Source organism: Kordia aestuariivivens (assembly GCF_014397005.1).
Classification (GTDB): domain Bacteria; phylum Bacteroidota; class Bacteroidia; order Flavobacteriales; family Flavobacteriaceae; genus Kordia; species Kordia aestuariivivens.
In genome coordinates, this window is the sequence record NZ_JACGWS010000003.1 from 1 (window position 1) to 13,505 (window position 13,505).

The 13,505-nt window shown below is 33.7% G+C and carries 13 protein-coding genes; 4 read left to right on the top strand and 9 right to left on the bottom strand.

Annotation, left to right across the window (positions count from 1 at the left end; translation table 11 throughout):
- Positions 1 to 144: 144 nt before the first annotated feature.
- The 3 genes from H2O64_RS05475 to H2O64_RS05485 all read right to left on the bottom strand — a co-directional run bounded on the left by H2O64_RS05475 (position 145) and on the right by H2O64_RS05485 (position 2,150).
- Positions 145 to 441, bottom strand: a complete 297-nt coding sequence (locus H2O64_RS05475) for a hypothetical protein (protein WP_187561164.1) — start codon at positions 439 to 441, stop codon at positions 145 to 147.
- Positions 442 to 624: 183 nt separating this feature from the next.
- Positions 625 to 897 (bottom strand): hypothetical protein, encoded by a 273-nt coding sequence (locus H2O64_RS05480; protein WP_187561165.1) that lies wholly within the window; start codon positions 895 to 897, stop codon positions 625 to 627.
- Between the two features lie 113 nt (positions 898 to 1,010).
- Positions 1,011 to 2,150 carry a T9SS type A sorting domain-containing protein gene (locus tag H2O64_RS05485; protein WP_187561166.1) on the bottom strand — a complete coding sequence of 380 codons (1,140 nt, stop codon included), beginning with the start codon at positions 2,148 to 2,150 and terminating at the stop codon, positions 1,011 to 1,013.
- Between the two features lie 499 nt (positions 2,151 to 2,649).
- On the opposite strand from H2O64_RS05485, the gene H2O64_RS05490 reads away from it, so the two are divergent.
- The gene (locus tag H2O64_RS05490; protein WP_187561167.1) at positions 2,650 to 3,258 is read left to right on the top strand and encodes a superoxide dismutase; all 609 of its coding nucleotides are present in this window, start codon (positions 2,650 to 2,652) and stop codon (positions 3,256 to 3,258) included.
- 627 nt (positions 3,259 to 3,885) lie between these two features.
- Here H2O64_RS05490 and H2O64_RS05495 read toward each other — a convergent pair.
- The 6 genes from H2O64_RS05495 to purN form a co-directional block, all read right to left on the bottom strand.
- Complete coding sequence (locus tag H2O64_RS05495; protein ID WP_187561168.1) at positions 3,886 to 5,628, bottom strand: PKD domain-containing protein; 1,743 nt, start codon at positions 5,626 to 5,628, stop codon at positions 3,886 to 3,888.
- Between the two features lie 560 nt (positions 5,629 to 6,188).
- Positions 6,189 to 8,087: an amidophosphoribosyltransferase gene (locus tag H2O64_RS05500; RefSeq protein ID WP_187561169.1), complete on the bottom strand. Its 1,899-nt coding sequence runs from the start codon at positions 8,085 to 8,087 to the stop codon at positions 6,189 to 6,191.
- A gap of 145 nt (positions 8,088 to 8,232) precedes the next feature.
- Positions 8,233 to 9,159 carry a PfkB family carbohydrate kinase gene (locus tag H2O64_RS05505; protein ID WP_187561170.1) on the bottom strand — a complete coding sequence of 309 codons (927 nt, stop codon included), beginning with the start codon at positions 9,157 to 9,159 and terminating at the stop codon, positions 8,233 to 8,235.
- A 100-nt stretch (positions 9,160 to 9,259) separates the two neighbouring features.
- Positions 9,260 to 9,850 carry an START domain-containing protein gene (locus H2O64_RS05510; protein ID WP_187561171.1) on the bottom strand — a complete coding sequence of 197 codons (591 nt, stop codon included), beginning with the start codon at positions 9,848 to 9,850 and terminating at the stop codon, positions 9,260 to 9,262.
- 58 nt (positions 9,851 to 9,908) lie between these two features.
- Positions 9,909 to 10,385, bottom strand: coding sequence for a ribonuclease HI (gene rnhA / locus H2O64_RS05515; RefSeq protein ID WP_187561172.1), 477 nt, complete (start codon positions 10,383 to 10,385; stop codon positions 9,909 to 9,911).
- Between the two features lie 8 nt (positions 10,386 to 10,393).
- Positions 10,394 to 10,966 carry a phosphoribosylglycinamide formyltransferase gene (gene purN, locus H2O64_RS05520; protein ID WP_187561173.1) on the bottom strand — a complete coding sequence of 191 codons (573 nt, stop codon included), beginning with the start codon at positions 10,964 to 10,966 and terminating at the stop codon, positions 10,394 to 10,396.
- 187 nt (positions 10,967 to 11,153) lie between these two features.
- Here purN and H2O64_RS05525 point away from each other — a divergent pair, with 187 nt between their 5' ends.
- From H2O64_RS05525 to rnc, 3 genes are all read left to right on the top strand, one after another.
- On the top strand, positions 11,154 to 11,390 hold the full coding sequence (locus H2O64_RS05525) for an acyl carrier protein (protein ID WP_187561174.1): 237 nt from the start codon (positions 11,154 to 11,156) through the stop codon (positions 11,388 to 11,390).
- Positions 11,391 to 11,496: 106 nt separating this feature from the next.
- A complete protein-coding gene (fabF, locus tag H2O64_RS05530) occupies positions 11,497 to 12,747 on the top strand; it encodes a beta-ketoacyl-ACP synthase II (RefSeq protein WP_187561175.1) in 1,251 nt (416 codons plus the stop codon).
- 5 nt (positions 12,748 to 12,752) lie between these two features.
- Positions 12,753 to 13,487, top strand: coding sequence for a ribonuclease III (gene rnc / locus H2O64_RS05535; RefSeq protein WP_187561176.1), 735 nt, complete (start codon positions 12,753 to 12,755; stop codon positions 13,485 to 13,487).
- Positions 13,488 to 13,505: the final 18 nt, after the last annotated feature.

Sequence of the window (13,505 nt, forward strand, 5' to 3'; positions counted from 1 at the left end):
GAGGTAAAAGACTTAACTGATCTTGACAATAGGTCTTAAAAATAACTTTTCTGCTCATTCTTAAAGTTAAGAATTACTTCAAAAAATTGCAAAAAAAAAGACTGCCTTTTCAGACAGCCTCTTTTTTACTATTTCATTTTGTGTTTAGCACACATATCCTGGGCAAGAAATTCCGCCAGAAGGATCAGTTCCTCCACCAGTAGTTCCACCGCCGCCAGTTCCACAGTTGTAAACCGTGCAATTGTTGAATGAAGCGTCATTACATGTTCTGTATTGCGTACAATTTTCTGTAAGCCCGCAACCTGCATAGCATGTTTCTAATAATGATAGATCAATTGGTTCACATCCAAATGTTCCTCCACCGACTACTTGGCCTTTGGCTAAATTTGATACTTGTGTTTTTTTCAATTGTAATTTTTTGATTAGGTTCTTTTTTTTCATGATTTAAAAATTTTAGTTAAACATTATATTATTAAGAGTATCAATTGGTTAAACTGTTACCCTTGATGTCAAAATACAAAAGTTATTTCAGAGCTGATTACGGTATTTTGTAGTATTTTATAGTTTAATGTATAATCTTATTAAAATAAAGCCAACCTTTCGATTGACTTTCTAAAAATGTTTCTAGCAGCTAAAGTTAATGCACGATGGTTTTCCTGAGTTTCCTCCGGGATTACAGTCATCTGATCCACAAATATTTGCAGTACAGTTATTGAATGAAACATTGTTGCAAGTTCTATACTTTGTACAATTTTCAGTAAGTCCACATCCAGGAATACAAGTTTCAAGTAATGACAAATCAATTGGTTCGCCACCACCAACAATTTGATCTTTTGCGAAATTGGATACTTGTGTTTTTTTCAATTGTAATTTTTTAATGAAATTCTTTTTTTTCATGATTTAAAATTTTTAGTTAAACAGTATATACAGAAGAGAATCTGTTTGTTAAAACGACACTCTTTGTGTTAAAAACAAAAGTTGTTTCAGAGCTAATTATGGTGTTAATACATTTAATCAACTATGATTTTCTTTACGATGGTTTCTTTGCCCGTTTTAAAATGAACAAAGTATATTCCTTTTACTAATTTGTCTGTTCCATTCCATGTAAATGCGTTTTGCCTTTCTTTAGCTAATGCTTGTGTAAATGATGTAACTTTATGTCCAGAAAAGTTATAGATCACTATAGTTACGTCTGTTGTTTCTAAAGTGTTTATTGCAAACTTTAAAATTCCTTTCGTTGGATTTGGAGAAATTGAAATTGTGCTCAGTTTTTCTTTTTTTAGTTCAGATGCGCCATAGCAAAGAGTTTCCTCTGATGTTGTTGCAGATGTTCCATTGTTGCATATCGCTTGAACTTTCCATAAAAAACATTCTGTTACAAGTGATGGATGAACTGTATACGAATTTGTAAATACTTGAACAGGAGAATGCATGGTAATGCCTTTACACGAGCAACTAACTTCTGATTGAGAAGGAGAAAACACTATATAACTCGTGGCGCCAATTACCGGATCCCATGATAATACATTGCCATTAACCTCTAAATTTTTTGGAGGTGTTGCATCTTCGCAACTACTACAATTGGCTATTACTTTAAAGATTTTCTCTAATGATGTTGTAGCGCATGTACTGCCATCAGTAAGCGTAAAAGTGATTTTGTATTCATAATTGGGTACAAAGTAATTAGGATATTGTGAAGTTGTAAAAACGTCATTCAAATTAACACTTACCGTATACGGAGGAAACCAATCGAGTTCTTGATAATTGGAAAAAGTACCGACAATTCCAGGAGCTACAATACGTCTTTCAATGCTTATTAAATACTGTCCTTCTCCTTGTGATCCAAGCGGATTAAAAAAAATCTTGTCCTTATCACAAAACACAGCTCTTTCCATTCCAACATAATCTTCTAGTGTAAATTGAGTTATTCCCTGAAAATATTGCGGAACAGCCATCCGAGTTTCTTCATAAGTGCCATTTGCTTCTTTTCTCACGTTATGACTTATGAAGTAATATTTTTCAGGATCTACTACAAATATGGCATTGGAATTTCCTGCTTGAGTTTGACTCGTAGCAATGACATCATCTAAAGAAATAGAACCTTGTATTGAGGTTTCATAAAGATTCCATTTGTAATCTTGTGGTCCCATATCAATAATATGAGATTTAAGATTTAAGATATAAGACATAATTAGCATCAATACATGAATGACTTAAAATCTCAAATTCAGGATCGTTCACTACAAGCGAGCTTTTTATATTTGAAGAACTACAGATAAAACTAATTGTTAAAAAAAGCAGTGTGGAGAAAATCTTTTTATGAATCATTGTATAAAGTTTATGTGTTATTATTTAGATCGAAAGTGATTGAATTTTACGTGAGGTATACGTTTTCAATACTCGGATTATGTCATAAAACTATTAAAATACGCAACACCAAAAAACAGAAGTATGTGTCAATAGATATAATGACAAAAATAATTTTGAGTGCCCAAAGAAGCGTTGTTATATTCTTTATAAAAAAGGATCAAATAGATTAAGCTTATGTGAAGATTGGCACAATCTTTTTTGCGAGTTTCATTATGTCCTTAGATATGATTAAATTTGTAAGAATTAAAAATGAATGTTTAATCAATAAATATAGATATAATGGCTTTTGAATTACCAAAATTATCATACGCTTACGACGCTTTAGAACCTAACATTGACGCAAGAACAATGGAAATACACCATTCAAAGCATCATAATGGATATACAACAAAGTTAAATGCTGCAATTGCAGGAACTGACTTAGAAGGAAAATCAATCGAAGATATTTTAACGAACCTAGACATGAGCAATGCAGGAGTTCGTAATAATGGAGGCGGATTTTACAATCACAGTCTTTTCTGGACAGTAATGAACCCTGAAGATAGAGGATATCTTTCTGGAGAATTAAAAGATGCTATTGAAGCGGCTTATGGTTCTAAAGATGCTTTCATTGAAGCATTTAGCAAAGCTGCTGCAACACAGTTTGGATCAGGTTGGGCTTGGCTTTGTGTACATAAAGGAGGAAAAGTAGAAATATGTTCTACACCAAATCAAGACAATCCATTAATGCCAGGAGTTACTTGCGGAGGAACGCCAATTTTAGGATTAGACGTTTGGGAACACGCATATTACTTAAACTATCAAAACAGGCGTCCAGATTATATCAATGCATTTTTTAATGTAATTAACTGGAATGAAGTTGAAAGACGTTACGCAGAAAGCAAGTAATTAAAAAAATAGACTTTTTATAAAATAGAAAAGGCTGTCTGAAAAGACAGTCTTTTTTTGTGAAACTCAATTTTGTAAAGCCTAAAAGTGAAGCTGTTTTGAAAAAAGAGCCAAGATTTTCAGAATCAATAATCAAGATGTTTTCAAATGATACTTTTGCAAAGTTTGAAATCCTATTCTTCAAAGTGGATTCCGCATCAAGTGCGGATGACAAAATAAAAAAATCTAAAAGCGAAGCGATCTAAAAGTAAAGCAGTCTAAAAAAACTTTTGCGCATAAAAAAAGGTGGAATAAACCACCTTTTTTTGCCCCAAATCTTACCATGAACTTAACCTACTTATGCTATGGCATTGCTAATGTAAGTAGAGTCGATACACATGCCATAATAAATTAGACCAAATACCTCTTTTTTAGACTAAGTGTGTATTTTAACTTTTCTTTATGGATTCAACGTTTATAAATTAATTCTTTTTCTATCAGTTAGATACTAAAAAGCTGAATCTATATTAAGTTCTAAACCACAAGTAATAAGGATTTGTATATCACCGTACTTAGTTGTTTCTTATTTATATTGTTTCCTTTTTTTTATAATTATATAAAAGAAACATAAGTCACAACACTTTTATACTATTGACAAGGTTTGCTGTAATTTAGTTGATGTGACCAACCATTACTTAAATTAAACGAAACAAAATACGGGTCAATAGCATCCCATTTATATTTTACGCCACTTTCTTTAAACTTTACACGTAGTGCTTTTTTGCTGGTTTTAGTTTCAACGGGAATTTTGCTAGCAATTGATGTAGATGAACAAGTATTACCAGTAACCTGATGTATAAAACCATTAGAGGATATTTCTTTGGTTACATTGTCTTTTCTATATCTCAACACAAATTTAATTTTTGTAGTTCCAGCAAGGTTCTTTTTATGTTTAGCTTTAATACGGACACGTTTTCCGTCAACCCGTTTACTATATCTTGCGCTGCCTCTATCAAATTTACACGGATCTCCAACTGTCGCAGGGCTATTTGAGTTTATGCTTAAAGAGTTTGGTCCGCAAGGGAAATTTTCTCTTGATGCTGTTACAAGATATTCCTTAGGATCACAAGGAACAGCATACGTATGGACTACACTTAGACCTGTGTTAGATTGAGTTTGACCATCTCCAAAATTCCAAGTAACTCCATTGTTCAATAAGTTATAATCTGTAGGATCCGTTATTCCAGTAACGCTAAACTCATACGTATCAGCACTTATTGGTTTTTTAGAGATGCTTATAGGGCAAGTTAAATCTAATGTTAAAGTATCAAGGTCGGCACATCCAATACCTTCTCCGAAAGCAATTACAGATGCTAACTCAATTTGAAAAGTATTAAGATTAGCAATATCTATCTCAATTTCTACCCAATGTCCTTCATAAGTTCCTGTACTTGAAGAGTAGTTAAAGCCTGATGTAGGAAAACCTAATGGAGACGATTGTACTATTGTAACTCTATCTGCATTGTCTAAAAAAGTAAAAGTATCAAATATATTATCTGGATTATTGGCTATAGAAATATAATTTGCTGTTAGCCTATAACGCGCTAAATTATCAACAAGACTATATGATATTACTTCTTGCTCTATAAATGCTTGGTGCCCACAACCAGCTCCTTTTGCTTGTACATCAATATCTTTAACAGGTCTTCCTCCATTTTCAGAAATAGACTCAAAATCGAAAATTGGATTGTCACAAGCATTAATTTGTTCAACGCTATAATTTTTCTTGATATCATAAATTTCTTGATTGGTGTTAGGGTTAATAGGGTCTAACATTAAGAGTCTTAACTTCATTAAAGCATCAGCAGCATCACATGAGTATTCAGCTTTGTACCAAACACAACCATCATCAACAATATATACGTAATTACCAATAATAATTTCTCCGTTATAGTTTAAAAAAGATTCAAAAATAGGATCTGTAGTATATATAAAAGGACTAAAATTTGGATCGTCTGGTAATAATAAATCATCAATTAAATTATCTTTTTTCCTTAAAGAATTGAAAGGAAGAAAACCTAAAGAACTTTCAAAATTAATTAAAACTTGTTCATCATTGTCGCCATTTGTATATTGAGTATATAGCTGTAAATGTTGACTATGCAAATCTTGCATGCTTGCAAACTTTAAAACTTGGACTCCATTACAATCTACTATCTGTGCGGAAGGGACAATAACTGTGAGTTGTGCTTTGGTTGTCGTATTATTTTCATCATTTATATTGTCGTCTAGGGTTTCACACCCAATAATACTCGTAAAGCCGAAGGTCACTATTAAGACGAGCGCCAGACTTTTTTTAATAATTGATAGAATTTGATTTTTTGTTTTCATAAATTATAGAGTTTTAAATGTTAATGAATATTCAAATCTATTTAATCATGAAAAACTAGTCTTTACTTCGATAGTGCTTTGTTACAGACCATACTGAAATAGTGACGAATATAAAAGGGGTTGTGACGAATACTTATATTTTAGGGACGAAATTGTTATACTAAAAATGAATGTCTTTTAAATTTTGAAGAAAACTTTGGCTGACAGGTATTTTTAGGTCTTTAATAAAGACTTCGTTTTTAGATGTAGCTTCAAAAGTATATGTGTTAATGGGGAAACTTATTTTTCTGTTTCTCCTAGTTTATCATTAATGCCTTTTCTTGTATTGATATTGGATATCAGTATGATTTGCAAATGATACTTCTTGTATAGTAAAATCTATAGTGTTCTCGTTATTGGCTAATTTAATTCTCTATTAACAAACTGATTTCGATCAATTTAATGCCTGTTAATTCAGCATTCAAGACAAAGAAGCTTTCGGAATTTCCTCTCCAACATCGTGGCAGGCTTATTACGCATAGCTTCCTGTCTAAAAAAATTTCTATTAAATAATCAAAAAGTTAATACGCGCGTTCTTTTTTACCTTCATAAAAATTAATGAATGCACGATTTACAACCCGATTTCCACCATCTGTTGGGTAATTTCCAGTAAAGTACCAATCTCCCAAATTTTTAGGGCAGGCTTTGTTGAGGTTTGCTACCTTTTGAAAAATCACTTTTACTTCTGCGTTTACCACATCCGTTTTGATAAGTTCACTTATTTTTTCTGAAATCTCTTCATCTGTAAAAGGATCGTAAATTTCCTTTACAAAGTTTTTGACATCAATATCTTTTAAATTTTCTTGCGCTTTGCACTTGTTGTAGACTTCTTCAACCAAATCATATTTGTTCTGATCTTCTAAAAGCGATAAGGCAGCTCTAAACGCTATTAAATCCTCCATGCGTGCCATATCAATACCATAACAGTCTGGATAACGTATTTGTGGCGCTGAAGACACGACAACGATTTTCTTTGGATGCAAACGATCCATCATTTTAATGATACTTTTCTTTAAGGTTGTTCCACGAACAATACTATCATCAATAATGACCAAATTATCTTCTGGTTTAATCACGCCATAGGTAACATCGTATACGTGTGCTACCAAATCATCTCTGCTGCTATCTTCGGTGATAAACGTACGTAACTTTACATCTTTAATGGCAATCTTTTCTACACGTGGTCGTTCCGAAAGAATTTCTCTAACTTTTTCGGCAGATAATGAGCGTTGTCCACTTAAAATTTCGTTGGTTTTACGTTCGTTTAAATATTCTTCTACGGCTTCTGTCAATCCAAAAAAGGAAGTTTCTGCTGTATTTGGTATAAACGAAAACACGGTATTTCTAATATCGTCATCAATAGCTTTTAATACTTTTGGAAGTAATAATTTCCCAAGCATTTTTCGCTCTTGATAAATTTCTGCATCGCTTCCGCGAGAAAAATAAATACGTTCAAAAGAACAAGCTTTACGTTCAAGTGGCGCTAAAATTTCTTTAGTATGAACTGTTCCATCTTTCTTGACGATTAACGCGTTTCCAGGTGTAATTTCTTGAACTTTTTCAAAATCTACATTGAATACGGTTTGAATCACAGGACGTTCAGACGCAACCACGACGATTTCATCATCTTGATAGTAATACGCTGGACGAATTCCCGCAGGATCTCTTAATACAAAAGCATCTCCATGACCTAACAATCCAGCCATTGCATATCCGCCATCCCAATTTTTAGCTGACTTTCGTAAAATCTTCGCTAAGTTTAATCGTTCTGCAATAATGGGAGAAGCTTCTTGCTTATTGTATCCTTCTTCTTTTAATTTTTTATATAATTTGGCAACAGCATCATCTAAAAAGTGACCAATTTTTTCCATAACGGTTACAGTGTCCGTTTTTTCTTTTGGATGTTGTCCTATCTTAATTAAATTGTCAAAAAGCTCATTAACGTTAGTCATGTTAAAGTTTCCGGCAACAATCAAATTACGATGCATCCAATTGTTCTGTCTTAAAAACGGATGCACACTTTCAATACTATTTTTACCAAAAGTTCCATAACGTACGTGTCCTAAAAATAATTCGCCTACGTACGGTAATTGCTTTTTTTGACGTGGTACATCATTGTGTAACTCAGGAGTTTCTTCCAAAATAGTATTAATACGCTCATTTACTTGCGCAAAAATATCTTGAATCGGTTGTTGTTTGTTTGAACGGACTCTACTGATGTAGCGTTCTCCCGGATTCATATCGAGTTTAATGTTTGCCAATCCAGCACCATCTTGTCCTCTATTGTGCTGTTTCTCCATTAGGAGATACATTTTATTGATTCCATAAAATGCGGTACCATATTTTTCTTTATAGTACTCTAATGGCTTTAAAAGCCTTAAAAGTGCAATCCCACACTCGTGTTTCAAAGCGTCACTCATTGTTGTAGTTTGTTGTGTTGTTGTTATTTATACCATTTATCATTTTAATTAAAGAAAAAAATCATTATTTTCTAGTACACTAAAATCAAACAACAAACGGTATTATTGTGACAAAAAAAAGCGCTCAAATATTGAGCGCTTTTTTTTAGTTTACTTCTATTTCAAACTGAGTCAGCTTTTTAAACTGCTCTAGTCGCTCTGTTATTTCTGCTTCCGTGAGCGTTTCCATTCGCTGTGTTCCAAATTTTTCTACACAGAAAGACGCTAAATTAGAACCATATATAATGGCGTTCTTCATGCTCTCAAAGGAAATATTTTCATGCTGTGCTAAAAATCCTGAAAATCCTCCTGCAAATGTATCACCTGCTCCAGTTGGATCAAATACTTCTTCTAATGGTAATGCTGGTGCAAAAAAGATGTTTCCATCATTAAAAATTAAAGCACCATGCTCTCCTTTTTTGATCACTACATATTTAGGACCCATTTCATGAATCTTCTGTGCCGCTTTTACCAAAGAGTATTCTTTTGACAATTGACGCGCTTCTTCATCATTAATAGTAATAACGTCTACTTTTTTGATCACTGCTAATAAATCGTCCCAAGCGCAATCCATCCAAAAATTCATCGTATCTAGTACAATTAACTTTGGTTTTACGTCCATTTGATTAATCACACTCATTTGTACGCCAGGATGTAAGTTTCCTAACATTACAATTTCTGAATCTTTATAATTTTGAGGAACCACAGGATTGAAATCTGCTAATACATTTAACTCAGTCGCCAACGTATCTCTAGAATTCATATCGTTGTGATATTTTCCACTCCAAAAGAATGTTTTTCCACCTTTTACAATTTCTATTCCTGAAATATCAATATTTCTTGAAGCTAACATATCTAAATATTCTTGCGGAAAATCTTCCCCAACAACCGATACAATAGCTGAATCTACATTAAAATTCGAAGCAGATAATCCTATATAAGTAGCTGCACCACCTAAGATTTTGTCTGTTTTTCCAAATGGTGTTTCAATAGCATCAAAAGCAACCGTCCCAACAATTAATAATTTGCTCATTTCCTTAATTAAAATTTTTGCAAACTTACATAAAATTTTCCCAAGAAAATAAGTTGATGAGGTTGATGTTTATTTTGGTATTCTTTTTTGATAAAAGTAACTATTGAACTCTTTCTCGCAAGGCTACAAAGTTATGATAGGGCGCTCTAGCAATTGTGCTATTTATAAACCAACTTGGCAGATTTCCGCCTGGATCGCCATACATTTGATGTGTAATCTTCACCATATCACCTTGTTGTTCTAACAACCAATAACCCTCAAAAGAGGCCATTCGCAAATAATCTTCTTGTATTTCATACTGATCAGAAGCTGCAGTAATATCAATACGTACGGCATCTTTTGAAACTCTATTCAGCTTTAGCGAAGTGACAAAATCTCTATTGCGCAATGGCCAAGGAAGATCAAGTGCCATCCAAATAAGATAGGTGTTTTCCGAAGATTTTTTAAGTAGTTTGCTGTCAATTGCTTTGTAATTCCAAACGTGTAACTGATCGCCATCAATAATAACGTCTTTTACTTTATCCAAAGAGCTTTTGACAGTCATTTCAGCTTTATACGCTTTTATTTTACTTGAATCGACGGACCTTGTATAAATCTGAATATCGTCTTTATCTTTCTTTAAAGACCATTCTTTTTGTGCAAAAAGTGGCGCGCTGATTAAAAAGCTCAGCATAGCAATATAGATTTTCATGTTTGATATTGAGGGAATTATAAATGCAAAAATACAAATATGATGGCGAAAAAACTATTTATAGTAATTTATTGCTCTCACTTTCGTAGAATGTATCAATCTTCACTTTCTCTTTTTTTGAAGCTTCCACAGCTAAAAAATCACAGCGCTCGTTTTGTACATGATTATTATGTCCTTTTATCCATTGAAAGCGAACAATGTGTCGTCGGTAAATCTTTAAAAAGCGCATCCATAAGTCGCTGTTTTTCTTTCCAGAGAATCCTTTTTTCTCCCAACCAAAGACCCATTTTTTCTCTACAGAATCTACTACATACTTAGAATCCGTGAATACTTTGGCTTCGGTGTGCATAAATTTTAACTTTTCTAAGGCTACAATTACGGCAAGCAATTCCATGCGATTGTTGGTGGTTTTTCGAAAACCTTCCGAAAATTCTTTTCGATATGGTTTGCCAACCCATTCCATCACAACTCCATAACCGCCTGGTCCTGGATTTCCTCTTGAAGAACCATCGGTATATATATGTACGTCTGCCATTTTGTAGGTTATAAGTTTGAAGTTAATACGCGTTCAATAACTTCAGGAAAATGCTTGTATTCTAATTGATGAATCTTTTGTGCAACGGTTTCGGGTGTATCAATTTCCGTTAAATCGGTCTTTGCTTGGAAAATAATAGCACCTTCATCATAATTTTCATTGACAAAATGTATGGTAATGCCACTTTCTTTTTCTTTATTTGCAATCACGGCAGCGTGTACATGTGACCCATACATGCCTTTTCCTCCATATTTTGGAAGCAAGGCAGGATGAATATTGACAACCTTGTTTGGAAATGCAGCGAGAATATGTTCAGGAAATTTCCAAAGAAATCCAGCAAGAACAATCAAGTCAATATGTGCACTTTGCAGCAAATTTAGAACATCATTACTGTCATATAAGGCAGTTCTGTTAAAGCTAAACGCGCTGATTTTGTGGGTTTTAGCTCGGTCTAAAACTTTGGCATGCTGATTGTTAGTCAGAACTTGAATAACGGAAGCGTTATCTCGTTCTTGAAAATATCTAATAATATTTTCAGCATTGGTCCCGGAGCCCGAAGCAAAAATTGCAATATGCTTCATAAAAAGAATGGAATTTAGTAACTGTTATTTCGACAAAAAAAAGAATAATTATTAACAAAAAGAAGGCAAAAGCAAATTACTTAAATTAAAAATTTAGTAAATTAGAACACATTTTTCAAACAAAATGTTGTTTTAAACTAAAGTTTTTTATTTTTGCCAACAATTAAATTTTAAAAACTATAAGATTATGTCAGACATTGCATCAAGAGTAAAAGCGATTATCGTAGACAAATTAGGTGTAGATGAAAACGAAGTAGTTCCTGAAGGTAGCTTCACTAACGACTTAGGTGCAGATTCATTAGACACTGTAGAATTGATTATGGAATTCGAAAAGGAATTCGATATTCAGATTCCAGATGATCAAGCAGAAAACATAGCAACTGTTGGTCAAGCAATTCAATACATTGAAGAAGCAAAAAAATAAGGAAAGAACAAATTTTCATATTTAGAAAAGACATTAGAATGCATACTATGCATTCTAATGTTCTATTTAAAGAATTTCTTCTTAAATTTAAACGAACTTATCAAAGATGGAATTAAAGCGAGTTGTAGTTACAGGTTTGGGGGCATTGACTCCAATCGGGAATACTGTAGAAGAATATTGGAATGCGCTTATCGCTGGTAAAAGCGGAGCCGCTCCAGTTACACATTTTGATGCAGAAAAGTTTAAAACAAGATTCGCTTGTGAATTAAAGGATTTTACGGTTACAGATTTTATCGATCGAAAGTCAGCTAGGAAAATGGATAAGTTTTCACAGTACGCTATGGTTGCTTCTGATGAAGCTATTGTAGATTCGAAACTAGATTTAGATGCGGTAAATAAATTAAGAGTAGGTGTTATTTGGGGAGCTGGAATAGGTGGTTTAGAAACGTTTCAAGAAGAAATGATGAACTTTGCCAAAGGTGATGGAACTCCAAAATTCAATCCTTTCTTTATTCCAAAAATGATTGCAGATATCGCTCCTGGGAACATTTCCATAAAATATGGATTTATGGGACCAAATTATACAACTGTATCTGCTTGTGCATCATCAGCAAACGCTATGATTGATGCTTTAAACAATATTAGATTAGGACATTGTGACGTTATTGTAACTGGAGGAAGTGAAGCCGCAGTTACGATTGCTGGAATGGGTGGATTTAACGCCATGCATGCCATGTCAACACGCAACGATGATCCACAAAGTGCTTCAAGACCATTTGATGCAACCAGAGATGGTTTCGTACTTGGTGAAGGTGCTGGCGCAATTGTTCTTGAAGAATACGAACATGCAAAGGCTAGAGGCGCAAAAATATATGCAGAACTTGTTGGTGGCGGATTATCTTCTGATGCCTACCACATGACAGCGCCACATCCAGAAGGAATTGGTGTTGTAGCTGTAATGAAAAATTGTCTTGAAAATGCAGGAATGCAACCAGAAGACGTTGATCATATCAATACGCACGGTACGTCAACTCCATTAGGAGATGTCGCAGAACTGAAAGCGATTACAGAAATTTTCGGTACACATGCGAAAAACATTAATATAAACTCTACGAAGTCCATGACAGGCCATTTATTGGGTGCAGCTGGAGCGATAGAAGCTATTGCCTCCATACTAGCCATGGAACACGGAATTGTTCCTCCAACAATAAATCATACTACGGCGGATGAGAATATAGATCCGAGTCTTAACTTAACCCTAAACAAACCTCAAAAACGAGATGTAAAAGTTGCCATGAGCAACACATTTGGATTTGGAGGGCACAATGCTTGTGTGTTGTTTAAAAAGTTAGATTAATTCAAATGAACTTCGTTCGAAAAATATTAAATTCCCGATCCGATGAAGACGGGAATTTTTTTGTTGAACTCGAAGATATTCTCGGATTTAAAACCAAACGGAAGAAATTTTATAAGAAAGCTTTTACGCATCGTTCCATGAATCAGAAGGATACGAAAGGAAACTCTGTAAACTATGAACGCCTAGAATTTTTAGGAGACGCAATGTTAAGCAGTGTCATTTCTGGATACCTTTTTAACGAAGTTCCATCTGGGAATGAAGGATATTTAACTAAAATGCGCTCTAAAATTGTGAGTCGCGAACATTTGAACGAACTCGGACGCGATTTAAAACTCATCGATTTAGTACAATCTCGCATTCCAAAAGACAACTTTGGTGAAAACATTCACGGAAACTTATTTGAAGCTTTAGTTGGCGCTATATTCTTAGATAGAGGCTATAAATACTGTGAAAAATTTATTGACTATCGCGTAATTTCCCCTTATGTGGATATTGAACGTTTGGAAGGAAAAGTAATTAGCTACAAAAGTTTGCTGATTGAATGGTGTCAAAAAGAAAAGAAAAGCTTCAAGTTTGACGTATATGATGATACTGGAAATGACGAATTAAAACACTTTGCAGTAAAACTTTTTATTGATAACAGAGTTGCTGGAAAAGCACGTGCAACTTCCAAAAAGAAAGCGGAAGAAAAAGCATCAAAACGCGCCTATTTTGCTTTTCAAAAACAAATTTCACAGTAATTTTTTGAGATAATTCTT

Excerpts from the sequence above, each read along its gene's own strand:
- rnhA (WP_187561172.1), bottom strand. The coding sequence starts at position 10,385 with ATGGCAGACGTACATATATATACCGATGGTTCTTCAAGAGGAAATCCA.
- rnc (WP_187561176.1), top strand. The coding sequence starts at position 12,753 with ATGAACTTCGTTCGAAAAATATTAAATTCCCGATCCGATGAAGACGGG.
- H2O64_RS05505 (WP_187561170.1), bottom strand. The coding sequence starts at position 9,159 with ATGAGCAAATTATTAATTGTTGGGACGGTTGCTTTTGATGCTATTGAA.
- H2O64_RS05475 (WP_187561164.1), bottom strand. The coding sequence starts at position 441 with ATGAAAAAAAAGAACCTAATCAAAAAATTACAATTGAAAAAAACACAA.
- fabF (WP_187561175.1), top strand. The coding sequence starts at position 11,497 with ATGGAATTAAAGCGAGTTGTAGTTACAGGTTTGGGGGCATTGACTCCA.
- H2O64_RS05500 (WP_187561169.1), bottom strand. The coding sequence starts at position 8,087 with ATGAGTGACGCTTTGAAACACGAGTGTGGGATTGCACTTTTAAGGCTT.
- H2O64_RS05525 (WP_187561174.1), top strand. The coding sequence starts at position 11,154 with ATGTCAGACATTGCATCAAGAGTAAAAGCGATTATCGTAGACAAATTA.
- H2O64_RS05485 (WP_187561166.1), bottom strand. The coding sequence starts at position 2,150 with ATGGGACCACAAGATTACAAATGGAATCTTTATGAAACCTCAATACAA.
- purN (WP_187561173.1), bottom strand. The coding sequence starts at position 10,966 with ATGAAGCATATTGCAATTTTTGCTTCGGGCTCCGGGACCAATGCTGAA.
- H2O64_RS05495 (WP_187561168.1), bottom strand. The coding sequence starts at position 5,628 with ATGAAAACAAAAAATCAAATTCTATCAATTATTAAAAAAAGTCTGGCG.
- H2O64_RS05490 (WP_187561167.1), top strand. The coding sequence starts at position 2,650 with ATGGCTTTTGAATTACCAAAATTATCATACGCTTACGACGCTTTAGAA.
- H2O64_RS05510 (WP_187561171.1), bottom strand. The coding sequence starts at position 9,850 with ATGAAAATCTATATTGCTATGCTGAGCTTTTTAATCAGCGCGCCACTT.
- H2O64_RS05480 (WP_187561165.1), bottom strand. The coding sequence starts at position 897 with ATGAAAAAAAAGAATTTCATTAAAAAATTACAATTGAAAAAAACACAA.